The organism is Croceibacterium segetis (assembly GCF_011320115.1).
Taxonomy (GTDB): domain Bacteria; phylum Pseudomonadota; class Alphaproteobacteria; order Sphingomonadales; family Sphingomonadaceae; genus Croceibacterium_B; species Croceibacterium_B segetis.
This window is the reverse complement of record NZ_JAANOZ010000006.1, coordinates 114,948-141,246: the sequence shown is the minus strand read 5'-3', so window position 1 is coordinate 141,246 and position 26,299 is coordinate 114,948. Positions and strand designations below refer to the sequence as shown.

22 protein-coding genes are annotated in these 26,299 nt (G+C 67.0%); 12 read left to right on the top strand and 10 right to left on the bottom strand.

What is annotated here, in order from left to right; genetic code table 11:
- Window positions 1–618, bottom strand: coding sequence for a ribonuclease D (locus G7B69_RS09015; RefSeq protein ID WP_166178381.1), 618 nt, complete (start codon window positions 616–618; stop codon window positions 1–3).
- Between the two features lie 79 nt (window positions 619–697).
- Between G7B69_RS09015 and ung the strand changes: the two genes are divergently transcribed.
- On the top strand, window positions 698–1,375 hold the full coding sequence (ung, locus tag G7B69_RS09010) for a uracil-DNA glycosylase (RefSeq protein WP_166178379.1): 678 nt from the start codon (window positions 698–700) through the stop codon (window positions 1,373–1,375).
- A gap of 36 nt (window positions 1,376–1,411) precedes the next feature.
- Here ung and G7B69_RS09005 read toward each other — a convergent pair whose 3' ends face one another.
- Window positions 1,412–2,332, bottom strand: coding sequence for a TauD/TfdA dioxygenase family protein (locus tag G7B69_RS09005; protein ID WP_166178377.1), 921 nt, complete (start codon window positions 2,330–2,332; stop codon window positions 1,412–1,414).
- Between the two features lie 124 nt (window positions 2,333–2,456).
- On the opposite strand from G7B69_RS09005, the gene G7B69_RS09000 reads away from it, so the two are divergent.
- Window positions 2,457–2,870 carry a MarR family winged helix-turn-helix transcriptional regulator gene (locus G7B69_RS09000; protein WP_243415095.1) on the top strand — a complete coding sequence of 138 codons (414 nt, stop codon included), beginning with the start codon at window positions 2,457–2,459 and terminating at the stop codon, window positions 2,868–2,870.
- A gap of 89 nt (window positions 2,871–2,959) precedes the next feature.
- Window positions 2,960–4,312, top strand: a complete 1,353-nt coding sequence (locus G7B69_RS08995; RefSeq protein WP_166178373.1) for an HD-GYP domain-containing protein — start codon at window positions 2,960–2,962, stop codon at window positions 4,310–4,312.
- A gap of 15 nt (window positions 4,313–4,327) precedes the next feature.
- On the opposite strand, the gene G7B69_RS08990 is transcribed toward G7B69_RS08995, so the two are convergent.
- The 4 genes from G7B69_RS08990 to G7B69_RS08975 form a co-directional block, all read right to left on the bottom strand.
- On the bottom strand, window positions 4,328–5,764 hold the full coding sequence (locus G7B69_RS08990) for a glutamate synthase subunit beta (RefSeq protein WP_166178371.1): 1,437 nt from the start codon (window positions 5,762–5,764) through the stop codon (window positions 4,328–4,330).
- A gap of 11 nt (window positions 5,765–5,775) precedes the next feature.
- A complete protein-coding gene (gene gltB, locus G7B69_RS08985) occupies window positions 5,776–10,419 on the bottom strand; it encodes a glutamate synthase large subunit (protein WP_166178368.1) in 4,644 nt (1,547 codons plus the stop codon).
- Window positions 10,420–10,629: 210 nt separating this feature from the next.
- Window positions 10,630–12,261 (bottom strand): hypothetical protein, encoded by a 1,632-nt coding sequence (locus G7B69_RS08980; RefSeq protein WP_166178366.1) that lies wholly within the window; start codon window positions 12,259–12,261, stop codon window positions 10,630–10,632.
- A gap of 35 nt (window positions 12,262–12,296) precedes the next feature.
- The gene (locus G7B69_RS08975; protein WP_166178364.1) at window positions 12,297–13,526 is read right to left on the bottom strand and encodes a TIGR04063 family PEP-CTERM/XrtA system glycosyltransferase; all 1,230 of its coding nucleotides are present in this window, start codon (window positions 13,524–13,526) and stop codon (window positions 12,297–12,299) included.
- Between the two features lie 97 nt (window positions 13,527–13,623).
- On the opposite strand from G7B69_RS08975, the gene G7B69_RS08970 reads away from it, so the two are divergent.
- The 4 genes from G7B69_RS08970 to G7B69_RS08955 all read left to right on the top strand — a co-directional run bounded on the left by G7B69_RS08970 (window position 13,624) and on the right by G7B69_RS08955 (window position 17,715).
- On the top strand, window positions 13,624–13,785 hold the full coding sequence (locus tag G7B69_RS08970; RefSeq protein ID WP_166178362.1) for a hypothetical protein: 162 nt from the start codon (window positions 13,624–13,626) through the stop codon (window positions 13,783–13,785).
- Window positions 13,785–15,152, top strand: coding sequence for a DUF5935 domain-containing protein (locus G7B69_RS08965; protein ID WP_166178360.1), 1,368 nt, complete (start codon window positions 13,785–13,787; stop codon window positions 15,150–15,152). Before G7B69_RS08970 ends, G7B69_RS08965 begins: the two co-directional genes overlap by 1 nt.
- Window positions 15,153–15,280: 128 nt before the next feature.
- The gene (locus G7B69_RS08960; RefSeq protein ID WP_166178358.1) at window positions 15,281–15,712 is read left to right on the top strand and encodes a hypothetical protein; all 432 of its coding nucleotides are present in this window, start codon (window positions 15,281–15,283) and stop codon (window positions 15,710–15,712) included.
- Window positions 15,709–17,715, top strand: coding sequence for a hypothetical protein (locus G7B69_RS08955; protein ID WP_166178356.1), 2,007 nt, complete (start codon window positions 15,709–15,711; stop codon window positions 17,713–17,715). Before G7B69_RS08960 ends, G7B69_RS08955 begins: the two co-directional genes overlap by 4 nt.
- Before the next feature lie 6 nt (window positions 17,716–17,721).
- Here the strand turns inward: G7B69_RS08955 and G7B69_RS08950 are convergent, their stop codons facing one another.
- Window positions 17,722–18,951 (bottom strand): polyhydroxyalkanoate depolymerase, encoded by a 1,230-nt coding sequence (locus G7B69_RS08950; protein WP_166178569.1) that lies wholly within the window; start codon window positions 18,949–18,951, stop codon window positions 17,722–17,724.
- Between the two features lie 146 nt (window positions 18,952–19,097).
- Between G7B69_RS08950 and G7B69_RS08945 the strand changes: the two genes are divergently transcribed.
- The 4 genes from G7B69_RS08945 (at window position 19,098) to G7B69_RS08930 (ending at window position 22,469) form a co-directional block, all read left to right on the top strand.
- On the top strand, window positions 19,098–20,894 hold the full coding sequence (locus G7B69_RS08945) for an ABC transporter transmembrane domain-containing protein (protein ID WP_166178354.1): 1,797 nt from the start codon (window positions 19,098–19,100) through the stop codon (window positions 20,892–20,894).
- 63 nt (window positions 20,895–20,957) lie between these two features.
- The gene (locus G7B69_RS08940) at window positions 20,958–21,770 is read left to right on the top strand and encodes an undecaprenyl-diphosphate phosphatase (protein WP_166178352.1); all 813 of its coding nucleotides are present in this window, start codon (window positions 20,958–20,960) and stop codon (window positions 21,768–21,770) included.
- A 102-nt stretch (window positions 21,771–21,872) separates the two neighbouring features.
- Window positions 21,873–22,145 (top strand): GlsB/YeaQ/YmgE family stress response membrane protein, encoded by a 273-nt coding sequence (locus G7B69_RS08935; protein WP_166178350.1) that lies wholly within the window; start codon window positions 21,873–21,875, stop codon window positions 22,143–22,145.
- 84 nt (window positions 22,146–22,229) lie between these two features.
- On the top strand, window positions 22,230–22,469 hold the full coding sequence (locus G7B69_RS08930; protein WP_166178348.1) for a hypothetical protein: 240 nt from the start codon (window positions 22,230–22,232) through the stop codon (window positions 22,467–22,469).
- A gap of 60 nt (window positions 22,470–22,529) precedes the next feature.
- Here the strand turns inward: G7B69_RS08930 and phhA are convergent, their stop codons facing one another.
- Genes phhA through G7B69_RS08915 form a run of 3 tightly spaced genes read right to left on the bottom strand, consistent with a single transcriptional unit; the run spans window position 22,530 to window position 24,096 of the window.
- Window positions 22,530–23,468 carry a phenylalanine 4-monooxygenase gene (phhA, locus tag G7B69_RS08925; protein ID WP_166178346.1) on the bottom strand — a complete coding sequence of 313 codons (939 nt, stop codon included), beginning with the start codon at window positions 23,466–23,468 and terminating at the stop codon, window positions 22,530–22,532.
- Between the two features lie 50 nt (window positions 23,469–23,518).
- Window positions 23,519–23,746: a hypothetical protein gene (locus tag G7B69_RS08920; RefSeq protein ID WP_166178124.1), complete on the bottom strand. Its 228-nt coding sequence runs from the start codon at window positions 23,744–23,746 to the stop codon at window positions 23,519–23,521.
- 59 nt (window positions 23,747–23,805) lie between these two features.
- Window positions 23,806–24,096: a hypothetical protein gene (locus G7B69_RS08915; protein ID WP_166178344.1), complete on the bottom strand. Its 291-nt coding sequence runs from the start codon at window positions 24,094–24,096 to the stop codon at window positions 23,806–23,808.
- A gap of 147 nt (window positions 24,097–24,243) precedes the next feature.
- Between G7B69_RS08915 and recQ the strand changes: the two genes are divergently transcribed.
- Entirely contained in the window at window positions 24,244–26,013 is a 1,770-nt protein-coding gene (gene recQ, locus G7B69_RS08910) for a DNA helicase RecQ (protein ID WP_243415094.1), read from the top strand.
- Window positions 26,014–26,299: the final 286 nt, after the last annotated feature.

The window sequence follows — 26,299 nt, the reverse complement described above, 5'->3', positions numbered from 1 at the left end:
TTAGTCGTGGCTGAAGATGTCCCTGTCTGCCCAGCCGGCGATATCCAGCCGCGCGCGTGCAGGAAGGAAAGCAAAGCAGGCCTGGGCCAGTTCCATCCGTCCTTCGCGCAGCAGGCGCTCGACGAACACGTCGTGCAGCCGGTGGAGGAAACGAACGTCCGACGCGGCATAGTCACGCTGGGCCTCGCTCAGCTCCGGGGCGCCCCAGTCGCTCGATTGCTGCTGCTTGGAGATGTCTTCGTTCAGCAGTTCGTTGACCAGGTTCTTGAGCCCGTGACGGTCGGTGTAGGTTCGCGTCAGCTTGCTGGCGATCTTGGTGCAGAACACCGGCGCGGCGACCACGCCGAGGTAATGCTCGATCGCGGCGAGGTCGAAGCGGGCGAAGTGGTAGATCTTCAGCCGCGCGGGGTCGGCCAGCACCGCCCTGAGATTGGGCGCGTCGTAGCGGCTGTCGCGGGCGAAGCGGACGAGGTGCTCGTCGCCCTGGCCATCGGAAATCTGCACCACGCACAGGCGGTCGCGCGGCGTGACCAGCCCCATGGTTTCGGTATCGACCGCGACGGGTCCCGGCGCGAGCACGCCGGCGGGCAGGTCTTCTTCGTGAAAATGAACAGTCATTCAGGTGGCCTTAGTGACATTGGGGAAAGAGGAAAAGCCTTGCTTGGAGGGCGCCTTGCATGCGCGCTAAGCCGTGTTCATGGCCGACACCGTTCCCGACAGCTGGCGCGCGGCGCTCGAACCGGCATTGGCGTTGCCCGAAAGCCGGCGTCTCGGCGGCTGGCTCCGCGCCGAGGAAGAGCGCGGAGCGACTATATACCCGCCTAAAGGCACCCGGCTCAGAGCGCTCGAGCTCACCCCGCTCGACCAGGTGAAAGTGGTGATTCTCGGGCAGGACCCGTATCATGGGCCCGGCCAGGCGCACGGACTGTGCTTTTCGGTGCCCGACGGGGTTCAGGTCCCGCCGAGCCTGGTCAACATCTACAAGGAACTCGAGAGCGATCTCGGCGTCGCCCGCCGCGGCACCGGCAACCTCGAGCACTGGGCGCGGCAGGGGGTGTTGCTACTCAACACCTCGCTCACCGTTGAGGCAGCCAAGGCCGGCAGCCACGCCGGCAAGGGCTGGGAAGCGATCACCGATGCGGCGGTCGCGGCGGTCGCCGAGCGTGCGGCCCCGAGTGTGTTCATCCTGTGGGGCAGCCATGCGCGCAAGAAGGCGCTCAACGTGCCGCAACTGGCGCAGAGCAAGCGCCACCTGGTGCTGAGCAGCGCGCACCCGAGCCCGCTGTCGGCGCATGCCGGGTTCTTCGGCTCACGACCGTTCAGCAAGACCAACGCATTCCTGAGCGAAGCCGGCCGCGGGCCGATCGACTGGTAAGCGGCTGGATGGCCGGGTGACTGAGTCTACTCCGGTTCAAGCCGCATCGGCCAGACCCATCCATTCGTAGGCGCTCGTCTCCGGCCCGCTCTCGTTGATCGTCGTCCGGCGCATGTCGCGGCGGTACCGATCCGAGAGCAGCGGCGTCGCTGCGTGCATCGTGCAGCGGTTGTCCCAGATGACGAGGTCCCACTGTCGCCACTGGTGGCGGTAGACGTACTTCTCCTGCGTCGCGTGGGCGTAAAGCTCCTCGACCAGCGCCAGCCCTTCTTCGGCGCCCATGCCCTCGATGCCGAAGCAGTGCCCGCCGACGTAGATCGTCTTGCGGCCGTATGGCATCGTCCGCACGAGCGAGTGCTTGACCGTCGGAAACGGGATGACCAGCCGCATCTCGGGCGTGATCTCGGCCTTGAATCCGGCGAGCTTGCGGCCCTCCCAGAAGTCGTGGAGGCCGACGAGATTCTCGATCCGCGCCTTCATCGCGTCGGACAGGTCGTCGTAGGCCGCCCGGGCGTCGACGAACCAGGTGTCGCCCCCGACGCTCGGCGGCGGAGTCTCGACGCCGTGCAGCAGCGACCACTTGGTCGGCATCGTGTGGAAGCTCGAATCGGTGTGGAAGCGCTCGGCGCCCTTGGCGAGGCTCTTCGGATCCGAGCCGTAGGGGACGATCTCGCCGTCGTGGTCGAGGTTGCCGGCATAGAAGATCTCCGGCGTGATCCGGCGCTTGCCGACCGGGCGAGCGGCGCCCGGCACGCGGCTAGGGATCTCGAGCGGCCCGAAGGCGCGGCTGAACATGATCTGCTGCTCATCGGAAATCTCCGCGTCGCGGATGGCGAGCACGCCGTAGAGCGCCATCGCGTCTTCGACCGTGCGGACCAGTTGCTCGTTCGGCCGCACGGTCAGGTCGGCGCCGACCAGCTCGGCGGCAAACAGCGGGTGGAGCGGGTTGACCTGCATGGACGCATCCTCGGATTGGTTCATCGGCAAAATAGTTGATCGAACCAACGGTTGCAAAACCAATCCGCCGATGCGAGCAGGCGGCATGGCGACGGATCACGCGACGAGACACCAGTGGGGGCAGTTGGCGGATTCCGTCGGTCCGCGCGTTCGTCTGTTGCGCAACGCCCTTGCCGCGCGCTCGATCGCCGCGCTCGAGGAGTTCGCCCTGCCGACCGGCTCGCTTACGGTGCTTTCGCTGATCGCCGCCAACCCCGGCTCGAGCCAGACCGTGCTGGCCAGGGCCGCGGGCCTCAACAAGTCGGCGCTGGTCGGCATCGTCGACGAGCTCGAGAAGCGCGGGCTCGCCGCGCGCGACCGCTCGGCGAGCGACCGCCGGCGCAACCACCTCACCGTCACGCCCGCGGGCGAGGCGGCGATGAAGGCGATGTTCGAACGCGTGCGCAAGGGCGAAGACGCGGTCCGCGACGCACTTGGCGCAAACGAGCACCGGCGTCTGCTCGAGTTGCTCGACCGCGCCAACGCAGCGCTCGAATGACCGAAACGCGGAGTTAACCCATCTGTTACGCACGCGGCTAACCGCGCTCGTGCGCCAGTCGCTAAGGGAAGACCCTTATCGAACGATAGATGCGGCATGATTCCCTGGTCTTCAAACGCGTAGGCGAAATCCGCCGGTCCGAGGTGGTGGCCGCGTTCACCTACGCGCTCGACCTGACCGAGGGGCAGCCACCGGGCCATTCGATCCGCAGTTGCTTCATCGCCGCGACGCTGGCGCGCGAAATGGGGCTCGATGCGGCCGAAGCCGGGCGGGTCTATTACACCGCGCTGCTCAAGGATCTCGGCTGCAGCAGCAACGCCGCGCGAATCCATGAGCTCTATCGGGCTGACGACCTGGCCTTCAAGCAATTGTGGAAGACGATCGCGCCCGGACGGGGCGCGGCCCTGCGCTTCATCCTCGACCACACCGCGCGCGGGGCGCCGCTCAAGGAGCGGGTCGCCGCGCTTGGCCGCATCCTGATGCGCGGGGACGCGATCGCGCAGGAAATGATCGAGGCGCGCTGCACGCGCGGCGCCGCCATCGCCCGCGAGCTGCGTCTGGGCGAAGGCGTCGCCGAAGGTATCCACCGGCTCGACGAGCACTGGGACGGCTCGGGCCGCCCCGGCGGCTTGCGCGGCGCGGCCATCCCGCTCGCCTCTCGCCTGGCGCTGCTGGCGCAGATCGCCGACGTGTTCCACCAGGCCGCCGGCCGGCGGACGGCGGTAGAGGAAGTCGTGCGCCGCGCGCGCAGCTGGCTCGATCCCGAGCTGGTCCGGGCGTTCGTCAAGCTTTCCGAAAGCCCGCGCTTCTGGGCCCAGCTCGAATCGACGGCGATCGACATCCGCGTCGCGGCGCTGGCGCCTGAGGAGGCTGACGAGGCCGACGACGACTACCTCGACGCGATCGCTGCCGCGTTCGGAAAGGTAATCGACGCGAAGAGCCCGTACACCGCCGGTCACTCGGCGCGGGTGGCCGACTACGCGGAGCGGCTCGGCACCCACCTCGGCATACTGCCGTCGCGGCAGCGGCGCCTGCGCCGCGCGGCGACGCTGCACGACATCGGCAAACTCGGGGTGTCGAGTGCGATCCTGGAGAAGCCGGGCAGGCTCGACGAACAAGAGTGGGCGGCGATGCGCACCCATGCGAGCTACACCCAGGCGATTCTCGGCCGCATCGGCGCCTTCGCCGACCTCGCGCCGATTGCCGCCGCGCATCACGAGCGGCTCGACGGCAAAGGCTACCCGCTCGGCCTCGACGCAAGCGCGCTGAGCCGCGAGACGCGGATCATCACTCTGTGCGATGTCTACGATGCGCTCACGGCCGACCGGCCTTATCGCGCGGCGATGCCGGTCGATCGGGCCCTGGCGGTGATGAGCGCGGACGTCGGCGGCGCGCTCGACCCCGAAGGCTTCGAAGCGTTGACGGCGATGGTCAGCGGTTAAGCCGAACCGGCGCGCTTAGCGCGGCAGCTCGCTCACGCCCATCAGCGCCTCGTCGACCGCGCGCGCCGCCTGGCGGCCTTCGCGGATCGCCCACACCACCAGCGACTGGCCGCGGCGCATGTCGCCGCAAGCGAAGATCATCTCCTGGCTGGTGCGGTAATTCTCGGTGTCCGCCGCGACGTTGCCGCGCTCGGTCAGTTCGACGCCGCTCTGGGCGATCATCCCGGCCTTGCGCGGCCCTGTGAAGCCCATCGCCAGCAGGATCAGGTCGGCCGGGATGACGAACTCGCTGCCCGGCACTTCACTCAGCTTACCGTTCGACCAGTCGGCGCGGACGCACTTGAGGCCGGTAACGACTCCGTCCTCGCCAACGACTTCCTTGGTCAGCACCGACCAGTCGCGCTCGACGCCTTCCTCGTGGCTCGACGAGGTGCGCAGCTTCATCGGCCAGTCGGGCCAGGTCAGCGCCTTGTCTTCCTTTTCCGGCGGCTGGGGCATGATTTCGATCTGCGTGACGCTCGCCGCGCCCTGGCGGTTCGAGGTGCCGACGCAGTCGGAACCGGTATCGCCGCCGCCGATGACGATGACGCGCTTGTCCTTGGCGGTCAGCGTGCCGCGCGGCGCGGCGCGGACCTCGTCGTCGCCGGCGACGCGCTTGTTCTGCTGGGTGAGGAATTCCATCGCCAGCCGCACTCCGGGCAATTCGGCACCCGGGATGTCGAGCGTGCGCGGCTCTTCGGCCCCGCCGGCGAGGACGATCGCGTCGAAGTTTTCCTTGAGCGACTTCATCGACACGTCGACGCCGACCTCGGTGCTGGTTTTGAACACCACCCCCTCGGCTTCCATTTGCACCGCGCGCCGGTTGATGAGGTGCTTTTCCATCTTGAAGTCGGGGATGCCGTAGCGGAGCAGGCCGCCGATGCGGTCGGCCTTCTCGAACACCGTCACCGAGTGGCCCGCGCGGGCGAGTTGCTGGGCGCAGGCGAGGCCGGCCGGGCCCGAGCCGACCACGGCGACGCTCTTGCCGGTCTTTGCCTCGGGCGGGTGCGGCTTGATCCAGCCTTCCTTCCAGCCGCGATCGGCGATCGCCATCTCGATCGATTTGATGGTCACCGGTTGGTCGATGATGTTGAGCGTGCAGCTCGCCTCGCACGGCGCCGGGCAGATGCGGCCGGTGAATTCGGGGAAGTTGTTGGTCGAGTGCAGGTTCTCGAGCGCGTCCTGCCAGTCGCCCTGGTAGACCAGGTCGTTCCAGTCGGGGATCTGGTTGTTCACCGGGCAGCCGTTGTGGCAGTACGGGATGCCGCAGTTCATGCAGCGGCTCGCCTGCGCCCGCAGCTTGCCTTCGGGCAGCGGGACGACAAACTCCTTGTAGTTCTTCAGCCGCTTCTTGGGGTCTTCATAGCCACGATCCTCGCGATCGAGCTCGAGAAAGCCGGTTTCCTTACCCATCGTCCCTGTTCCTACTCGGCCGCGACGGAGGCGGCGTCGTCGCGCTCGGCTTCGAGCTGGCGCAGCGCGCGCGCATAGTCGCGCGGCATCACCTTGACGAACTTCGTCAGCGCATTGTCCCAATCGTCGAGCAACGCAGCGGCGCGCTTGGACCCGGTGTGCAGCTTGTGGCGCTCGACCAGGATGCGCAGCCGTTCGGCGTCGTGGCGCAGCATGTCGCCCATGCCGGCGTCCTCAACATTGCGCGCGCGCTGCGACGGGCGACCGGTCCCCTCGTCGTCATCCGCCTTGGCGCTGATCGTTTCGAGATCGACCTGGGCGGTGTTGCACAGGTCGCGGAACGTGCCGTCGACGTCATAGACGTAGGCCACGCCGCCGCTCATGCCCGCGGCGAAGTTGCGCCCGGTGCGGCCGAGCACGCAGACCACGCCGCCGGTCATGTATTCGCAGCCGTGATCCCCGGTGCCCTCGACCACCGCGACGGCGCCCGAGTTCCTCACCGCGAAGCGTTCGCCGGCGACGCCGTTGAAGTATGCCTCGCCGGCGATCGCGCCGTAAAGCACTGTGTTGCCGACGATGATGTTCTCGCTCGCCTCGCGGCTGACTCCCTCGGGCTGGCGAACGATGATCCGCCCGCCCGAGAGGCCCTTGCCGACATAATCGTTGGCATCGCCGGTGAGCGCGAGGGTGACGCCGTGGGCGAGCCATGCGCCGAAGCTCTGCCCGGCGACCCCGGTGAAGTTGATCCGCAGCTGCTCGGGCTTGAGGCCGGCATGGCCGTGCGCCCGGGCGATCTCGCCCGAAAGCATCGCCCCGACGGTGCGGTTGACGTTGCGTACGGTGCGTTCGAGCACCAGCGTTTCGCCCGAATCGATCGCTGGACGCGCTGCCGCGATCAGCTCGTTGTCGAGCGCGGCGGCGAGGCCGTGGTCCTGCGTCTCGGTCTGGTGCAGCGCGTGGCCCTGCACCGGGGTGACCTGGTGGAGGATCTTGCCGAGGTCGACCCCGCGCGCCTTCCACTGCTTGACCAGATGCCGGGTGTCGAGCCGGTCGACCCGGCCGATCATTTCCTCGACGGTGCGGAAGCCCATCTCGGCCATGATCTGGCGCAGCTCCTCGGCGACGAAGAAGAAGTAGTTGATGACGTGCTCGGGCTGGCCGGTGAAGCGCGCGCGCAGCACCGGGTTCTGCGTCGCCACGCCGACCGGACAGGTGTTAAGGTGGCACTTGCGCATCATGATGCACCCGGCGGCGATCAGCGGCGCGGTGGCGAATCCGAACTCGTCGGCGCCGAGAAGCGCGCCGATGGCCACATCGCGCCCGGTGCGGATGCCGCCATCGACCTGCACCGCGATGCGGGTGCGAAGGTCATTGAGCAGCAGCGTCTGCTGGGTCTCGGCAAGGCCGATTTCCCACGGGCTGCCGGCGTGGGTGAGCGAGGTCAGCGGCGAGGCACCGGTCCCGCCTTCGTAGCCCGAGATCGTCACGTGGTCGGCGCGCGCCTTGGAGACGCCCGCGGCGACGGTGCCGACGCCGACTTCGCTGACCAGCTTGACCGAGATGCGCGCGACCGGATTGACGTTCTTGAGGTCGTGGATCAGCTGCGCGAGGTCTTCGATCGAGTAGATGTCGTGGTGCGGCGGCGGGCTGATCAGGCCGACGCCGGGGGTCGAGTGGCGCACCTTGCCGATGGTCTTGTCCACCTTGTGGCCGGGTAGCTGTCCACCTTCGCCCGGCTTCGCGCCCTGGGCCATCTTGATCTGGATATCGTCCGAATTGACCAGGTACTCGGTGGTCACTCCGAACCTGCCGCTGGCGACCTGCTTGATCCGGCTGCGCATCGAATCGCCGTTGGGCAGCGGTACGAAGCGGTCGGCTTCCTCGCCGCCTTCGCCGGTGTTCGAGCGTCCGCCGATGCGGTTCATGGCGATCGCCAGCGTGGTGTGCGCCTCGCGGCTGATCGAGCCGAAGCTCATCGCCCCGGTGGCGAAGCGCTTGACGATCTCCTCGGCCGGCTCGACTTCGCTGATGTCGAGCGGCTTGTCCGCCTTCTTGAGCTCCATCAGCCCGCGGATCGTCAGCAGCCGCTGGGACTGCTCGTTGATATCGCGCGCGAAAGCCTCGTAGTTGGCCCAGTTGTTGCCGCGCACGGCGTGTTGCAGGTTGGAAACCGTCGCCGCGGTCCAGGCATGCTCCTCGCCGCGCAGGCGCAGCTGGTAGATCCCCCCGACGTCGAGCATCTTCTCGTAAATCGGATCGTCGCCATAGGCGCAGGCGTGGCGGCGGACCGCTTCCTCGGCAATCTCCTTGAGCCCGGCGCCCTCGATCGTCGTGGCGGTGCCGGTGAAGTACTTGTCGACGAACGCGCTCGACAGGCCGACCGCGTCGAAGATCTGCGCGCCGCAATAGGACTGGTAGGTCGAGATGCCCATCTTGGACATGACCTTCATGATCCCTTTGCCGACCGCCTTGATGTAGTTCTTCTTGACCTCCTGCGAGTCGACCTCGGGGAACTTCTCCAGCCGCAGCGCCTCGAGCGTCTCGAACGCGAGGTAGGGGTTGATTGCCTCGGCGCCGTACCCCGCGAGGACGCAGAAGTGATGCACTTCGCGCGCCTCGCCGGTCTCGACCACCAACCCCGTCTGCATGCGCAGGCCCTGGCGGACGAGGTGATGGTGCACGGCCGCCGTCGCCAGCAAGGCCGGCATCGGAATGCGATCCGGGCCTTGCGCGCGGTCGGACAGGATCAGGATATTGCGGTCCGCGAGCACCGCCTCGGTCGCCGCCCAGCACATTTCCTTGAGCGCCATTTCCAGCCCGTCGGCGCCGCTCGCGGCGTCCCAGGTCATGTCGATCGTCTCGGTGCGGAAGGCGCCGTCGAGCGATTCCTCGACCGAGCGGATCTTCTCGACGTCGGTGTTCTTGAGGATCGGCTGGTCGACCTCGAGCCGCTTGTGGGTGCCGGCTTCGTGCCCGAGCAGGTTGGGGCGCGGGCCGATCATGCTGGTCAGGCTCATCACCAGCTCTTCGCGGATCGGGTCGATCGGCGGATTGGTGACCTGGGCGAAGTTCTGCTTGAAGTAGTCGTAGAGCAGCCGGCTGCGGTCGGACAGGACCGCGAGCGGCGTGTCGGTGCCCATCGAGCCGATCGGATCGTCGGCATTGAGCGCCATCGGCTCGAGGAACTTCGAGATGTCCTCTTGCGTGTAGCCGAACGCTTGCTGCCTATCGAGCAAGCTGGTTTCGGTCTCGCGCACGGCCTCCCGAGACGTCTCGATCCGTTCGAGGTCCTTGAGGTTGTACTGCGCCTTGTCGAGCCACTTGGCGTACGGCTCGGCATTGGCGAGTTCGGCCTTGAGTTCCTCGTCCTCGACGATGCGGCCCTGCTCGAGGTCGATCAGCAGCATGCGCCCGGGCTGAAGGCGCCACTTGCGGACGATGTCCTCTTCGGCGAACGGCAGCACGCCGCTTTCCGAGGCCATGCAGACCACGTCGTCGCGGGTGATCGTGAAGCGCGCGGGCCTGAGGCCGTTGCGGTCGAGCGTGGCGCCGATCTGGCGCCCGTCAGTGAAGGCGACCGCGGCCGGGCCGTCCCACGGCTCCATCAGCGCCGCGTGATATTCGTAGAACGCGCGGCGCGCCGGATCCATCAGCGGGTTGCCGGCCCACGCTTCGGGGATCAGCATCATCATCGCGTGGGCGAGGCTGTAACCGCCGAGCAGCAGCAGCTCGAGCGCGTTGTCGAGGCAGGCGGTGTCGGATTGGCCGTGGGGGATGATCGGCCAGAGCTTGTCGAGGTCGGCGCCGAGCAGGGGCGATTCCATCGTCCGCCGGCGGGCGTTCATCCAGTTGACGTTGCCGCGCACGGTGTTGATCTCGCCGTTGTGGGCGATCAGCCGGTAGGGGTGCGCGAGCTTCCAGCTGGGGAAGGTGTTGGTGCTGAAGCGCTGGTGGACGAGGCCGAGCGCGCTGACGCAATCGGGATCGCGCAGGTCGTCATAGAAGCTGCCGACCTGGTTCGCCAGCAGCAGCCCCTTGTAGACCACCGTCCGGCTCGAGAAGCTCGGCATGTAAAGATGGGTGATCTGCGGCATGCCGTGCTTTTCGGCGAGCGCGGCGAGCGGGTTCTGGGTCTGCTTGCGGATGACGATCAGCTTGCGCTCGAACGCGTCCTGGTCGGCGCAGTTGTCGCCGCGAGCGATGAAACACTGGCGGATCATCGGCATCGAGGCGAGCACCGCCTTGCCGAGCCCATCTTCGGTCGTCGGCACGTCGCGCCAGCCGATCAGGCGCTGGCCTTCCTTGGCGATGAACTTCTCGAACTGCCCGGTGATGAACTCGCGCGCCTGCTCGTGCTGCGGCATGAAGCACATCGCCACGGCGTATTCGCCCGGCGGCGGCAGGGTCAGGCCTTCGCCTTGCGCCCAGCGGCGATAGAGCGGGTCGGGAATCTGCAGCAGGATGCCGGCGCCGTCGCCCAGCAGCGGGTCGGCGCCGACCGCGCCGCGGTGATCGAGATTGGCGAGAATCTCCAGCGCCTGGGCGACGATCGCGTGCGATTTCTGCCCGCGAATATGGGCGAGGAAGCCCACACCGCAGGAGTCATGCTCGTTGCGCGAATCGTAAAGGCCTTGCGGGGCGGGGTACTCGGTCAACTCGCTCGGTTCCTGTTCGGCGGGGCGAGAGGGCTCCGAAGCGGCTGAGGCCGCAACGAAGGACGACTCACCCCGCAGGGGTGGTTACGAAAATGTCGCGAATGCCCCCCATGACGACAGGAAGCTGTTTTTGCAAGTGCGAGAACGCGCGCCTGGGCGCGCGCGAGGCGCGCTTCGATCTGCTCGCAAGCCATTCGCGCGGCAGCCGCCTCAGGCGGCGCCGCTCATGCGCTGTAGCGTGGCGAGGGCGGCACGCAAGTTGCGTTCGGCGTCGCCGGGGTCGCGAGAAGGCAGCGGAGCGCCCACGGAAGCTGCCGTTTTCGCGGCATTTCGCGGGGGATCGAACGGACGCGGGGCGAGGCCCGAAGCCTCTGCCGGTGCGAGCGAAGGGAACGTGACGGTGGGTTCCACGACGGCGCTTTCCGTCACGGGTTCCTCGACGCGAACGAATTCCTCCTGCCGGGTGAAGGGATTCTTCATCGCCAGAAGCGAGCTGTATTCGGTCTCCTCGCCGAGCTCGTCCATGTCCGCCGATCTTTCGTCGCCGGCGAGTTCGGGCGCCGCGGCTTTAGTCAACGGCAGCGAGAACGATGCAGCGATGCGCTCGTCTTCGGTTTCGTCGTCGCTGTCGAGCGTCCAGGCCTGCAGTGGGACGGGGATGGCCGGCGCGGCCGGCGCGGCCAGCTCCGCCTGCGCAGGCGAAACATCGGCCGATTTGCCGTGGCCGAAGAAGTCCGCAATCGCGCGCGCCGCTTCGTCGGCTTCGGCGGCTTCGAAATCTTCGGCTCCGGCGAGAGGCGGGATTGCCGCGGTCAAGGTGGGCTGGCGCGACGCCTGCAGCGCCTTGCGCCTGGCGATCGAGGCGCCGAGGCGGGCGGCGAGCTGGACGAGTCCGAGCTCGGCGAGGGGCCGGTCGTCGCTCGACTCGGGTTCGCCGGCATCCTCGATGATCGCAAGATGGGGAACCGATGGCTCGGCGAGTTCCGCGTCGATTTCCCCCCCGTCGAAAGCGGCTGCTTCCGCGCGGCGCAACGAGGGCGGCGCGAAAGGCAGCGGATCGGCCGCATCGGGTGCCTGCCCGAACGGCGCTGGACTGTCGGCGTCGGGGCGATCGGTCATCGGTTGGTCCTCATCGGAAAGGGATTCCACCGGAACGTGGATACGGCTGCGCAGCGCATCGAGAGCAGCGTTGGCGGCCATCTCCGGCGGACCGTCGTCCTCGTCCTCGTCCCCGTCCTCGGGATCGGCGAACGGAGCGAGCTCGAGAGGTTCGGCTGCGTCGGATTGCTCGGCCGGCGGCGGGGCTTCGGCAGGCGGAGCAAAGGCCGCTGGTTCGTCCACCGACAAGCCGGGCAGCGGCACCGCCTGGAGGTAAGTACTGCGGAGATCCTCCTCGACGATCGCCAGCGTGCGGCGCTTGTTCGCCTGGCCAACAGCGGCTTCGGATCCGAGCCCTTCCTCGCCGAGCTCGTCATGGGCCAGGATCGGACGGCACTGGCGGGCGTCCTCGAATTTGAACGACCGCGTGCCGGGCACGGACGCGTGGGCTTCGGCGACCTTGCGCGCCAGCACGAGTCCGACGAGCGCGCCGACGATGGCCCCGGCAAGCGCGATTCCCGCGCGCGCCGTGAAGCCGAGCGGTGGTGCAGCCGCGGAAAGGACCGCGGCAAGACCGGTGACGGAGACGAAACGCTCGATCAGCGCGACCGGCAGCACCAAGCTGCCGATCCCGAGCAAGGCCGCGAACCACAGCGCGGCGATCGCCGGGAACGCCGGATGCGTGCTGATCGGCGCCTTCACAGGCGCGCGCTTCACCGAATAGGAGTCTGCGGTCGTCGCCACTTTGCTTCCACTTCAAACGCTCCGGCGCCGGCCGATCAGGCGACCGCCCGCACGCGAGCCTTGCCCGCGGACTCTAGCAAGGGGTGGTAAACGGCCTGATAACGAAGGACATTTTGCTGCCAATCGTGATTGGCGGCGACGTGCGCCCGGGCCGTCTCGCGCATCGCCGGCCACTCGTCCGCGTGCGCCAGCAAGGCAGCGAGCGCGCTGGCGCAGGCCGCCGGGTCGTCGGGTGGGAACAGCACGCCGGTGAGCCCGTCGGCGATCAGCTCGCGGTGGCCGCCGACGTTCGAGGCGGCGACGATCCGCCCTTGCGCCATCGCTTCGAGGGGCTTGAGCGGGGTGACCAGGTCGGTCAGCCGGCTACGCTTGCGCGGATAGGCCATCACCTCGCAAAGCGAGTAATAACGCTCGACCTGGTCGTGCGGGACGCGGCCGACGAAGCGGATCGCCGAGGTCGCGGGCGAAGTTTCGGCCTGCGCCTTGAGCGCCGCCTCCATCGGTCCCCCGCCGACCAGGAGCAGCCGCGCTGACGGTTGCTCGCGGACCAGCATAGGCATCGCCGCGATAAGGTCGTCGAGCCCCTCGTAATCGTAGAAACTGCCGATGAAGCCGATCACCGGACCGTCACCGGGGTTCATTTCGCGCGCCAGTTCGGCGTCGCGCGGCGTGGGCTCGCCGAACAACGCCAGGTCGACGCCGTTCGGCATCACACCGATGCGGTCGGCGGAAAACCCTCGGCTTACCAAATCGTCGCGCAGGCCCTTGCAGATGGTCATCACCGCATCGGCGCCGGCGATGACGTGATTCTCGAGCTCGCGGGTAAGGCGGTACCGCACCGAACCGGCGCGGCCGGTGCCATTTCCGACGGCGGCGTCCTCCCAGAAGGCTCGGATCTCGTAGACCAGCGGCAGGCCGAGCGCGTGTGCCGCCCTGAGCCCGGCCAGGCCCGCCAGAGCCGGCGAATGCGCATGAAGCACGTCGGGGCGCCATTCGCCGGCCAGCCGGACGATGGCCTGTGCGTGGGCACTGACCTCGCGCCATTCGCGCAACCCGGCGGGGCCGCGCGGCGCGCCGGGCGTGCGGTGGAACCTGAGCCCGTCGGCTTCTTCGACGGGCGGCCCGCCGGCCGTGTGGCGGAAGCCGGTGATCCCGCGAACCTCGAGCCCTTGCGCCGACTGCGCCTTCATGATCGCGCGCGTGCGAAAGGTGTAGCCGCTGTGCATCGGCAGCGAGTGATCGAGGACGTGCAGGACCCGGGACATCGAGCCAAGTCACTGACATGACAAACTTAACGGCGCGTCAACCTGCCTGCCGTAGCAGCAACTTGTCGCGCTTTCGGAAGCGCCCAGGGAAGCAAGCGTGGTCGATATTCTCTCCCTCGCGGTGACGCACGGGCTCATGGCCATCGCGCTGTGGCGGTTGCTGTCGCGCGACGATCTCGGCCACGACCCGGGAGAGGCTCGCGAGCCGTGGCGCCCCTGGTTGCGCGCGCCGCCGGCCGGCCCGGACGAGCGCGCCTGATGCTCGACCTCGCGCTTCTCGCCTTCGTCGCGATGTTTCTCGCGCTCGGGGTCAAACGCCCGTTCATCTGGGTGCTCGCCTACATCTACGTCGACGCCGTGGCGCCCCAGAAGATCGGCTGGAGCCTGATCCACGTGCTGCCGTTATCGCTGATCACCTTCGTCGCGGCGTTCGGCGGGTGGATCTTCCTCGACCCGAAACGGGGCGGCCGCTTCACGCTGCGCCAGGCGCTGATCGGCGTGCTGCTCATCTATTGCGCGGTGAGCACGACGATGGCCGACTTCCCGGTGGAAGCGGCCGCGAAGTGGGACTGGGTGTGGAAGGCGTTGCTGTTCGCCATGTTCATGCCGCTTACCCTGCGCACCAGGCTGCGCTTCGAGGCGACCGCGCTGATCATGGTGCTGGCGCTCGGAACGATCGTGATCAACGGCGGCATCAAGACCGCGCTCGGCGGTGGCGGGTACGGCACGCTGGCGCTGCTGGTGCGCGAAAACGCCGGGCTCTACGAAGGCTCGATTCTCTCGACGGCGGCGATCTCGACGATACCGCTTGTGCTCTGGCTGGCGCGGCACGGGACGATCTTCAAGCCCGACTGGCGGGTGAAGACCTTCGCCGCCGCACTGGTCTTCGCCAGCCTGCTGATCCCCATCGGCGAAGCCGCGCGCACCGGCCTTATGTGCGCAGCGTTCCTCGCCCTGCTGATGCTGCGTTCCGCCAAGCGGCGACTCCTCTACGCGAGCCTGGGCGCGCTGGCGTTGGTGCTGGCGGTGCCGTTCCTGCCGCAGAGCTTCCTGGCTCGCATGGGCACGATCACGGAGCACTCGGAGGACGAGAGCGCCTCGACCCGCGTCGCGGTGTGGATGTGGACGCTTGACTACGTGAAGGACCACCCGTTCGGCGGCGGCTTCGACGCCTATCGCAGCAACAGCTTCACTTATCGCATGCCCAAGGTGACCGGCACCCCAGGCAACGAGCAGGTCACCATGGCGACGGTGACCGATAAGGCGCGCGCCTATCACTCGTCGTACTTCGAGATGCTGGGCGAGCAGGGTTGGCCGGGCCTGATCCTGTGGCTGTGGCTGCAGCTCCTCGGGGTGTGGCAGATGGAGCGAATCCGCTGGCGTTTCAAACGGACGGCGGAAGGTACCGGCAGCTGGCAATGGGGCCTGGCGACGGCGTTGCAGCAGGCGCAGCTCACTTACCTGCTCGGCGCCGCCTTCGTCGGCATCGCCTACCAGCCGTACATCTTCATGCTGATCGGCCTGCAATGCGGCCTGTGGAGCTACGTGAAGCGAACGACTCGCGAACCGCCGAGAGCAAGATTCACGCGCCCGGAAAGCGGGGCACCGTTGCCGGCGCAGGGTTGACCGCATCGCGGGCCCCGCCCGAAGGCACAAATCCAACAATCGGCATTGCAGCGGACATTTCTGCTTTCCTACAAGCGCTTGCTTCCTCTAGCGAAAACGAAGTTCGTGATTTGTTCTGGAGGACGCATATGCCTGTAACATCAACTTCCATTTCGGTCCCAGCCGGATTCGCCCCGGCCTATGCCATCGGCTTCTCCGACATGACCGGCCAGCTCGCGCTGGTCAGCGAAGCCGCGCGGCTTCCGGTGGCGACCGCGGCGCCCGCGCCCGCGCCGCTGGCGGGCCAGACCTCGGCGTCCGAAGTGGCCGGGCCCTTCGAGGCCACACCCGCGCGAGTGATCGTCGTTACCCTCGACGGCCAATGGCAAGGAACCGCGCGCCTGTTGCGCTCGACCGACGGCGGCCTGACGAAGCAGCCGCTGCGCGTCGGCGGCTTGCCCTGGGCCGAATACTCGGAGCCGGGTACGGAGCAGGCCTGGCTCGAAACCGAGGAGGGCGCGAGTTTCTACCTCGATATCGCGTTGACGAGTGGCAGCCTTGCCTATCGGGTGTCGCAATGAATGCGGTCGACATCACCGCCCGCGCTCTCGCCGTTCGTGCGGGCGAAGCCGAGGCGGCGTTGGCGTCTCCGACCGGAGCGGGCAGCATCGGGACTGCGAACGGCACATCGTTGCAGGCGGTTATCGACCAGACCGACGAGGGCACCGTGAGTATCGGCGCCCGAGCCGCACCGACCGCCGCGGAACTGGAGGCTCTGTCGGCACAGTTCGGCGCGCTGACAGGTTATGCCGGCACCACTCACACAGTGGAGACCGCCGCCTACATGACTCGCGATCGCCTCGTAATCAGGGGCAACGGAGCTGAGCTGCGTAACATCGATCCGACCCCGTTGACCGGCGTGGGAGACCCAACTCAGGCGGCCCTTCCAGTCGGCGTGTCGAATGTCTGGCTGACGGACTCCCTCACTTATTATGCGGTTCTGGCGACGGCGGGCACGGAGCTCACTATTGCGCCGGAAGGCAGCGGCAAATTTGTCGCGGGCGACCTAGTCATCGTTCACGGCGAGACTCGCTATTTCGTCCCCGGAGACGAGTACAACATTTACCGCAACGCCCTTCGCGCGCGCGTTGTCTCGGCATCGGCAACAACGGTAACTCTCGACCGGATGTTGCCGTCTGAGCTGCTGGCAGACGGCCCGGTCATCGGCAACGTTGCCGAGGGAATTAGCGCGGGCTTCGAGGGCCCTCCGCAGTTCTACCTGCTGTACGCCCCACATGTGTCGAATCTTGTGCTGACGTCGGATATCGGGGGCACGTTGCAGTGGGGCGGCGTGATCGATGGGACGTTCCGGGATCTCACGCTCGTCGGTCGCAACGCCGTCGGTCTCAATGCGATGCAAGACTGCCTGCTCGAGAATATTCACTTCCAGGCTTGGCGAAAGATCTGCGAGCTCGCCGAGGGCAGCTACGGCACGACCGTCCGGACTTTGCGTGGATCGCTCAGCGACGCCAGCACGAGGCGCAACGGCAGCTCGGATGTGCCCACCTTCTTCATCTCGATAGGCGAGAATTGCGCCGAGTGCGTTCTCGACGACCTTAACGTCAATTCCGGCCCCAACGACACTACGTATAATGCCTGCCAGATCGGCGCCGGACGCCACAACGAAATTCGCAACAGCATCTTGCGCTTCCCTGCGAACACCGGACCAGCGCTGGCGATTCAGTCGAATCCGGCGGCGGGTCACGGTGTTCTCGACAGCGGTTATCGAAACGTAACCGTTTATGCGCCGGTCTGCTCGCGATTCTTCGTCGTCAACGATACCGGCGGAGGCATAACCCGGGCATACTTCCACGATTGCCGGTTCTACGGCAGTCCAGCCGTGAGCGCCGGCCTCATTATGGGCGACGAGGGGAGCTTGAAAAGAGTCTGGTGCGAGCGCGGCGCGCTGGCCTTCGGGGGTACGCCGGCCAACTGGACGATTCGCGACTGCTATTTCCCCGATGGCTTCGCGGGTCTCACCGACGCGCTCATGGCAGCCAACGATATCGCTGAGAATGACAGCGACGCGAACCGCAGGCTGCGGCAAGCGGCCAAGATCGTTGTCGGTAACACGGTCCAAATTGCGCAGACGTCGGCCAACAATGTCTATCAATCGGCAACTTTTGCCGCAGGGGATCTCGCCGTCGATGACCAGGTGTGCGTCTACACCGAAGCATCGGCCGGTGGGGCCGGAGGCACCAACCGGCAAGGCCGGCTGTCGGTCACCGTCAATGGTGTTACGACTGGACTCGGCAGCATCCTGAGAACCACCAACGGCGCCGCCATGGGCTTCGATGCGCAGATCACGGTGCTGGCCGACAACGGCGCGGTCGCCGTGCTCGGTTATCGCATCAAGGCTGGCGGAAACTCGTTCGAAGGCGTCGCCAACGTGGGCAGCCTGACTGCCAACGACCTCACGTTCAACATGGAATACTGGTGCAGCAATGCGAGCGATCCGGTCAACGCCCGTGTCTGCCGGATCGTCGCGGTGAAGCCTGGGATGAAGCACCTGCCGTTGCGATAACTGAGTTCACGCGCGGGGGGAGTGGGCTCCGATCCACTCTTCGACGACCGGAGCGATCTGCGCGCGCCACTTGCTGCCGTTGAAGATGCCGTAGTGGCCGACGTCGCGGGCGAGGAAGTACTTCTTCTTCGCCCGCGGCAGCTTGCCGGCGAGGTTAAGTGCTGCACGCGTCTGGCCGATCCCGGAAATGTCGTCGCGCTCGCCCTCGATCGCCAGCAGCGCGGTGTCGCGGATCGCCCCCGGATCCACCGGCTTGCCGCGATGGATGAACTCGCCCTTCGGCAGCGCGTGCTTCTGGAACACCTGCTCGATTGTCTCGAGATAGAACTCCGCCGTCATGTCGCTGACCGAGAGGTATTCGTCGTAGAACGTCTTGGTCGCTGCGGCGCTTTCGGTGTCGCCGAGCGTGAGGTGCTTAAACATCTCGTAATGGCTCAGCATGTGCGTTTCGAGGTTCATCGAGATGAACCCGGCCAGCTGCAGGAAGCCGGGATAGACCTTGCGCCCGGCGCCGGGATAATTGAGCGGCACCGTCGCCACGACGTGACTCTCGAACCACGCCAGCGGCCGGGCAAGAGCGATGTCGTTGACCCCGGTCGGGCTGGCGCGGGTGTCGACCGGACCGCCCATCAGCGTCAGGGTGGCCGGGCGGCAGGGATCGTTCTCCGCGCCCATGATCGCCGCGGCGGCGTAGGCCGGAACCGACGGCTGGCAGACGGCAAGAACGTGCGTTCCTTCGCCGATGAAGCGGAGGAATTCGATCAGGTAGTCGATATAATCGTCGAGATCGAAAGTGCCTTCCGACAGCGGGACCATCTTCGCGTCTGCCCAGTCGGTGATCCACACCTCATGGTTCTCCGCCATCCGCGCGACGGTGCCGCGAAGCAGCGTTGCGTAGTGACCGCTCATGGGGGCTACGATGAGAAGCTTGGGGGCGTCCTTCGGCAAGCCGGCGCGGCGAAAGTGACGCAAGCCGCCGAACGGTTTCACCAGCGCGACCGCCTCGTGGAGCTTGTGCCTTTTGCCGTGCGCTTGGACCGACTCGATCCCGAACGCGGGCTTGCCGCGCTCTTCGTACAAGTGGGCGAAGACCTCGAGCGCGCTGGCCACCACCGGTCCCATGCCGAAATAGCCGATCGGCAACGCCGGATTGTTGAGCATTCGCGCGCCCACCGTAGCCCAGTTGCTGGCGCCGGCCAGCATCTGTCGCTGCATTTCATACGCGTCGTAGAGCAATCCGAATCCTTCGCTGCGGGCCGACGATCCCCCATACGGCCGGCTCTCCATTTGGGGGCAAATGGCCGATTGTGCAATGCGGCATGCAGAGCTGTGCACGCTCCCGGCCCATTGCCTGTTGCAAACCCGACGAGTAAGCGCCCGCCATGGCCCGTTCCCCTCGATCGCTTCCGGCAGAAGGCAAGCCCGCGAAGGACCTCGGCCCGTTGCGGATGATCTGGCGGGAAGCGCTGAAGTATCCGCGGCAGGTGAGCTTCGCGCTGGTCGCACTGCTCATCAGTTCGGCAGCGACGCTGGCGATCCCTTATCGCTTCCGGGTGATCATCGATCGGGCGTTCGGCGCGCACGCCGACGTGAGCGTGATCAATCACTCGTTCTACTACCTGTTCATGATCGTGGTCGTGCTGGGGCTGGCCAGCGCGATACGCTTCTACTTCGTCAGCTGGCTCGGCGAACGGGTCGTCGCCGACCTGCGCCGCCGGGTGCAGGACAACCTGCTGCGGCTGTCGCCGGGGTTCTTCGAGGAGAACAGCCCGAACGAAATCTCCAGCCGGATGACCAGCGATACGACGGTCATCGACCAGGTAGTCGGAACCACGGTCTCGCTCGCCCTGCGCAACGTGATCACCGGGCTCGGCGGCATCATCATGCTGTTCGTGCTGGCCCCGCGGGAATCGTCGTTCCTCGTTGGCGGCGCGCTGGTCATTGCGCTCACCCTGCGCGTGTTCGGGCGCAAGATTCGCAACATCTCGCGCAGCAGCCAGGATCGCATAGCCGATGTCGGGGCGATGGTCGCAGAGGTGCTCGGGGCGATGAAGATCGTTCAGGGCTTCAACCAGGAAACTCGCGAACGCAAGCGCTTCGCTGACACCGTGGAGGCCGCGTTCGTCACCGCCAAAAGGCGCATCCGCCTGCGCTCGATCATGACCTTCACGTTCATCACGGTGGTCTTCGGCGCGATCACCGGACTGATGTGGGAGGGCGCGCTGGGCGTGGCCAGGGGTTCGATGACCGGCGGTACCATTGCCGCGCTCGTCATCGTCGGGGTGATCGTCTCGGGCGCGTTCGGTGCCTTGTCCGACGTTTACGGCAGCCTGCTGCAGGCGGCCGGCGCGGCCAGCCGGCTCAACGAGCTGCTCAACGCCAAGCCCGACATCGCCCCGCCCGAACGGCCGCAGGCGCTGCCCGAGCCGGCGCGCGGCAGCCTGTCTTTTGACCACGTCACCTTCCGCTATCCGACCCGGCCCGAGGTCTCGGCCATCGCCGACTTCTCGTTGACGGTCGAGCCGGGCGAAACGGTCGCCATCGTCGGCCCCTCGGGCGCCGGCAAGTCGACCATCTTTCAGCTCGCCGAGCGGTTCTACGATCCACAACTCGGCACGATCCGCATCGACGGCGTTCCGCTGACCAGCGCGGACCCGGCCGACATCCGCCGCCGCATGGCGCTCGTGCCCCAGGAAGGCACCCTGTTCGCCGCCAGTGCGCGCGACAACTTGCGCTACGGCGAATGGGACGCAAGCGAAGAGGCGATCTGGGACGCGGCGCGGACGGCCAACGCCGAGGACTTCCTCAAGGCCCTGCCGCAGGGGCTCGATACGTTCCTTGGCGAAGGCGGCGCACGGCTTTCGGGTGGCCAGCGGCAGCGGGTGGCGATCGCCCGCGCGGTGCTGCGCGACGCCCCGATCCTGCTGCTCGACGAAGCGACCAGCGCGCTCGACGCGGAGAGCGAACGACTGGTCCAGCAGGCGCTCGAGCGGTTGATGAAAGATCGTACGACGCTGGTCATCGCCCACCGGCTGGCCACCGTGCGCGCCGCCGACCGGATTGTCGTCATGGACCAGGGCCGGATCGTCGAGCAAGGCACGCATGCCGAGCTTCAGGCTGGCGGCGGCCTCTATGCCAGGCTCGCGGCGTTGCAGTTCGAGGACGTCGAGGCGGCCTGAAATCGACCCTCCCGGGCTGGCCGCGCTTGACATGCCAGCCATCCGCGGCATGACCGCCGGCGCATGGGATTGACCCTCACCGCCATCTTGCTCGGAATCGTCGAGGGCCTGACCGAGTTCATTCCGGTTTCCTCGACCGGCCACCTGATGCTGGCCTCCGAACTGTTCGGTTACGACGCCAAACAATGGGCGCTGTTCAACGTGTTGATCCAGCTCGGGGCCATCCTGGCCGTGGTGGTGCTCTACTGGCGCACATTCTGGCACGCCGGGCTCGGTGTGCTGAAGCTGGAGCCGCAGGGCCTGCGCTTCGCGCGCAACGTCATCGTCGCGTTCATTCCCGCGGCGGTCCTCGGGCTGCTCCTGAAGGACCAGATCGATGTTCTGCTGGAGAGCCCCAAGGTGGTCGGCTGGACGCTGGTCCTCGGCGGGATCGCGATTCTCGCGATCGAGCGGGTGGTGGCGCCAGGCGAGGACGTTCCGGTTGCCGAGCTCCCGCTCGGCCGTGTGCTCGGCGTCGGCGTGGCCCAGTGCCTGGCGATGGTCCCCGGCGTGAGTCGCTCGGGCGCGACGATCATGGGCGCGCTCGGCATGGGCGTCGGCCGCAAGACAGCGGCGGAGTTTTCGTTCTTTCTGGCGGTCCCGACGATGCTCGGCGCCTCGACACTCGAGATTATCGGCAAGCGCGACGAGATCATGGGTGGCGCGATGACCGTCGGCTGGGGCGAGATCGCCATCGGTTTCGGGGTCAGCTTCGTGGTGGCGATGGCGGTGATCAAGGCCTTTGTCGCCTACGTCAGCCGTCACGGCTTCGCACCATTCGCGTGGTACCGCATCGTCGCCGGCGTCGCCGCCATCGCCTGGCTCGCGCTGCGCTGAGCTCGAGATCCCTCGGCGTGGGCCCGCGCTCGTCCATCTAAAGCAGGAACAAACAAGCGCTTGACGCTTTCAAGCCCAACGGCCTTCCGAAGGGGCGAGCGAATGGGTTTGTTGTTCATGATCGTGGTTGGCGCCATCCTCGGCTGGCTCGCGGCGATCACCCTGAGAATCGAGAGTCCTCGGGGAATCCTCCTAAACATTGCTGCTGGAGTCGCTGGCGCGTTGCTCACCGGCCTGTTCATCGGGCCGTTGCTGCTCGGCAGCGCCAGCCTGCTTGGCGGGTACTACCGCGTCGGTTCGCTGCTGCTCTCACTCGTCGGCTCGATCGTGGTGATTGCCGCGTTCAATGTCTTCTGGCGCAGGCAGCTGAGCTGACCAGCCCACTAGCCAAATCTAAAGAGGGCAGGCGCAAGTCCGCGCCTGCAAACATGAAGGGGAAATGGAATGAAGAAGCTTCTAATGATCGGTTCGACGCTCGCATTTGGGCTGAGTGTCGCAGCCTGCGACGGTCCGAAGGAGAATTCCGCCGAAGATGCCGGCGAACAGCAGGCCGAAGTCGTCAATGACCAGGCCGAATCGGCCGCCGACGCGGGCAAGATCACCGACGCGCAGGCCGACCAGGCGACGAGTCAGGCCGAAGCCAAGGCGGACGCCATGGAAAAGCAGGGCGAAGCCGCTGACAACGCGTCGGGCAACTAATCCCTTTTCAGCAGATCGAACGCCGGCCCGGATGTGATTCCGGGCCGGTTTTCGTTGCCCTCAGGCCGGCGTGGCGTCCGAGCCGCGCCCACCTCGCAAGTGATACTCCTGGGTGCCGCGGTGAAGCACGTCGTCCACCTCGATCACCGCTGAGTTGGCGTAAGTGAAGCCGGGGTTCAGGCTGCGGTAGAGGCGGTCGAAATCGCGCTCGACCGTCTGATGATAAAGATCCGCGAAGCTCTCGATCACGAAGTAAGTCGGCTGCAGATCGTCGATCACGTAGTCGGTGCGCATGACCCGGTCGACGTTGAGCATGATGCGGTTGGGCGACTGGCCCTCGAGCGCGAAAATCGCTTCGCGCGGCCCCGAGAGGATTCCCGCGCCGTAGATCCGCAGTTCGCCGGCTTCCTCGATCAGGCCGAATTCGACGGTGTACCAGTAGAGCGCGCCGAGCGCCTTCAGGCGGTTGTAACGCATCGCCTTCCAGCCGGCCTTGCCGTATTCCTGCATGTAGTCCGCGAAGACCGGATCGGTCAGCAGCGGGACATGGCCGAACACGTCGTGGAACACGTCCGGCTCCTGGATGTAGTCGAAAGTCTCGCGGGTGCGGATGAAGTTCCCGGCCGGAAACCGCCGGTTGGCGAGGTGCCAGAAGAACACGTGGTCGGGGATCAGCATCGGCACCGGCACCACGCTCCACCCGGTGAGCCGGGCGAGCGATTCGGACAGCCGGGCGAAATCGGGCACCCCGCCGCTGCCGAGGTGAAGCTTCTGCAACCCGGCCATGAAAGCGCCGCAGGCGCGGCCCGGCAGAATTTCCATCTGCCGAGCGAACAACTCGTTCCAGACGACATCCTCGTCGGACGAGTATTCGCGCTGGCGGGGCTCGAGCCAATCCTCGCCGACTTGCGGCGGGCGCTTCAGGGGCGCGGTGAAGACATCCGCGGGAACTTGCGGAATCGCGGCGAATTCGCCTGGCGGTTGGGCGAGAGTGGCCATCGTTTCAGACGAAACTTCTACCACGGCGCCGGGTTTCCGGCAAACGGCGGTCAGGCCGGCGGCGACGGAGTGGCTGAAGGCGCCGGACTCGGCGGCTTCGGCGCCGGAGTTCCACTGGCGACGGCAGCCGGCGGCAGACGCTGCTGCTCGAGCATCGCGGCAGCTTCATCGAGCGCGCGGGCTTCGCCGATGCTCACCCCGCCGGGGCCGGCATCGGTGTCCTTCGCGCCGCATGCCGCGAGACAGAAAAGCGCCAGGGCAGGAAACAAATGTTTCATTTGGCGTTGAGTGGGAAACCGTGGGCGCGTGCGACCAACCCGTGCCCACGGTTTCTTCCTCACATGGTCTTTTCGGCTTTGGTCGTCGCCGCTTCGGCAGCCGCAGCAGCATCGGCAGCGGCATCCTGGGCCGCTTCGCCCGCCTGCGCGGCGGCCTCGCTGGTTGGCCCGGTCGCGTCGCTGGTGGCCTCTGCGTCGGCGACCGGCGGAGCGGCGGTCGACATCGCCTCGTCGGCCGGCATCTCGACGTTGTCTGCCATCGCGTCTTCGGAAGCGTCGTCCGACTTGCCGCAAGCGGAGAGGCCGTAAGCAGCGAGCGCGGCGAAGGCGATGAGGGCGAATTTCTTCATGGCAAGATTCCTCTGTCTCAAGACTGGCCGGCCCTAGCTAGCGGAGGCTACCCGCGAGGCAAAGCCTGCAAATAACCCTGCGCCAGGCGGTTTCGTGCCAGCGCCCGATATGCCAGAGCAATGAACATGGGATCGCAGGCCGCACGCATGGACGGAGCACGCGAGGCGCTGCGCCGGGTGTTCGGCTTCGACGACTTTCGCGGCGCGCAGCCGGCGGTGGTCGAACGGGTCCTGGCCGGCCGCTCGACGCTCGCGGTGATGCCCACCGGCGCCGGCAAGTCGCTGACCTACCAGCTGCCGGCGACGATCCTGCCCGGCACCTGCGTGGTCATCTCGCCGCTGATCGCGCTGATGCACGACCAGTTGCGGGGTGCGCGCGCGAACGGCATTCGCGCCGCGGCGCTGACCAGCGCCGACACCGACTGGCGCGAGACGATGGATGCCTACCGTGCCGGCGCGCTCGACCTGCTCTACGTCGCGCCCGAGCGGGCGAGCCAGCCGCAGTTCCGCGAGTTCCTGTCCGCGGCCGAGATCGCGCTGTTCGCGGTCGACGAGGCGCACTGTGTGTCCGAATGGGGCCACGACTTTCGCCCCGACTACCGCCAGCTGCGCCCGTTGCTCGACAGCTTCGAGGGCGTTCCCCGGCTCGCGCTGACCGCCACCGCCGACGCGCGCACGCAGGCCGATATCCTCGAGCAGCTCGGCATCCCGGAGGACGGCCTGATCGTCGCTGGGTTCGACCGGCCGAATATCCGCTACACCGTCCGCCACCGCGAGAACGCGGTAAAACAGATCGAGCGGCTGATGGGGGAGGAGCCGGGCCCGGGTATCGTCTACGCGACGACCCGCGCCAAGGTCGAGCGGATCGCCGACGACCTCGCCCGGCGTACCGGGCGGCCGGTGCTGCCCTACCACGCCGGGCTCGACCCGGCGGTGCGCGCGGCCAACCAGGCAGCGTTCGTCGCCAGCGAGGACATGGTCATCGTCGCGACGATCGCCTTCGGCATGGGTATCGACAAACCCGACGTGCGCTTCGTGGCCCATGCCGGGATCCCCAAATCGATCGAAGCCTACTACCAGGAGACCGGCCGCGCCGGGCGCGACGGCGATCCGGCGCAGGCGGTGATGCTGTGGTCCGCCGGCGACTTCGCCCAGGCCCGCCAGCGATTGGGCGAGGTGGAGGAAGAACGCCGCGCCGGCGAGCGCACGCGAATCGACGCGCTGGCCATGCTGGTCGAGACCGCGACCTGCCGCCGCGCGGTGTTGCTGCGCCACTTCGGCGAGGACCCGCCGGAGGCGTGCGGCAACTGCGACAACTGCCGCGAGGCGCCCGGGGTGATCGACACTACCGAGCTCGCCCGCAAGCTGCTCAGCGCGGTCTACCGCACCGGGCAGAGCTTCGGCTTCGGGCATATCCAGAAAGTGCTCACCGGCGCCGCCGACGATCGCGTCAGCCAGCGTGGGCACGACCGGCTGAGCGTGTTCGGCATCGTCGGCGAGGACGAGGCCCGGCTGCTCCAGCCGCTCAGCCGGGCGCTGCAGGCGCGGGGCACTCTGGTGGCCACCGAGCACGGCGGCCTCAGGCTCGGCGGCGAGGCCAAGGCGATCCTCAAGGGCGAACGGCGGGTCGACATCGTCCAGCCGCCGCCGAAGAGCGGGCGCGCCGGGCGCAAGGAACGCAACCGCTCGGCGAACCCCATCGGCGATCCGCTGTTCGAGGCGCTGCGCGAGCTGCGCCGCGAACTTGCCGCCGAGGCGCAGCTGCCCCCGTACGTAATCTTCCACGACGCCACGTTGCGCGAGATGGCGGCGATTCGGCCGACGAGCCGCGCCGAGCTGGCCGAAATCGGCGGCGTCGGTGCGCGCAAGCTCGAGGCCTACGGCGACACCTTCCTGGCAGTGATTCGGCAGCATTGAGCGGTTCGCGGTCCGGGTGACACTTACGAACCCTGTCACCCAAAGTGTCGCCTTGATAATAACCCTGTTTATCAACGTGTTATGTGCGTAAAGGCGACAAGGCGACAGGGTGACACCTCGCGCGTCCGATGCCGTCCGGGCGCTGGGCGAAAGCAGAGGGGCGTACAAGGACACAGGCAGAACATAAGCAGAACATGAGGATGTAGGAAGGCGCTTTCCGATTGCGCTTGACCGTTTCGCTGGTCGACAATAAATACGATATCATAATTATATCGACCGCGGGGGA

Bases quoted from the DNA above. Each gene is read 5' to 3' on its own strand.
- G7B69_RS09015 (WP_166178381.1), bottom strand. From the start codon at position 618: ATGACTGTTCATTTTCACGAAGAAGACCTGCCCGCCGGCGTGCTCGCG.
- ung (WP_166178379.1), top strand. From the start codon at position 698: ATGGCCGACACCGTTCCCGACAGCTGGCGCGCGGCGCTCGAACCGGCA.
- G7B69_RS09005 (WP_166178377.1), bottom strand. From the start codon at position 2,332: ATGCAGGTCAACCCGCTCCACCCGCTGTTTGCCGCCGAGCTGGTCGGC.
- G7B69_RS08995 (WP_166178373.1), top strand. From the start codon at position 2,960: ATGCGGCATGATTCCCTGGTCTTCAAACGCGTAGGCGAAATCCGCCGG.
- G7B69_RS08990 (WP_166178371.1), bottom strand. From the start codon at position 5,764: ATGGGTAAGGAAACCGGCTTTCTCGAGCTCGATCGCGAGGATCGTGGC.
- G7B69_RS08975 (WP_166178364.1), bottom strand. From the start codon at position 13,526: ATGTCCCGGGTCCTGCACGTCCTCGATCACTCGCTGCCGATGCACAGC.
- G7B69_RS08965 (WP_166178360.1), top strand. From the start codon at position 13,785: ATGCTCGACCTCGCGCTTCTCGCCTTCGTCGCGATGTTTCTCGCGCTC.
- G7B69_RS08960 (WP_166178358.1), top strand. From the start codon at position 15,281: ATGCCTGTAACATCAACTTCCATTTCGGTCCCAGCCGGATTCGCCCCG.
- G7B69_RS08955 (WP_166178356.1), top strand. From the start codon at position 15,709: ATGAATGCGGTCGACATCACCGCCCGCGCTCTCGCCGTTCGTGCGGGC.
- G7B69_RS08945 (WP_166178354.1), top strand. From the start codon at position 19,098: ATGGCCCGTTCCCCTCGATCGCTTCCGGCAGAAGGCAAGCCCGCGAAG.
- G7B69_RS08940 (WP_166178352.1), top strand. From the start codon at position 20,958: ATGGGATTGACCCTCACCGCCATCTTGCTCGGAATCGTCGAGGGCCTG.
- G7B69_RS08935 (WP_166178350.1), top strand. From the start codon at position 21,873: ATGGGTTTGTTGTTCATGATCGTGGTTGGCGCCATCCTCGGCTGGCTC.
- G7B69_RS08930 (WP_166178348.1), top strand. From the start codon at position 22,230: ATGATCGGTTCGACGCTCGCATTTGGGCTGAGTGTCGCAGCCTGCGAC.
- phhA (WP_166178346.1), bottom strand. From the start codon at position 23,468: ATGGCCACTCTCGCCCAACCGCCAGGCGAATTCGCCGCGATTCCGCAA.
- G7B69_RS08920 (WP_166178124.1), bottom strand. From the start codon at position 23,746: ATGAAACATTTGTTTCCTGCCCTGGCGCTTTTCTGTCTCGCGGCATGC.
- G7B69_RS08915 (WP_166178344.1), bottom strand. From the start codon at position 24,096: ATGAAGAAATTCGCCCTCATCGCCTTCGCCGCGCTCGCTGCTTACGGC.
- recQ (WP_243415094.1), top strand. From the start codon at position 24,244: ATGGACGGAGCACGCGAGGCGCTGCGCCGGGTGTTCGGCTTCGACGAC.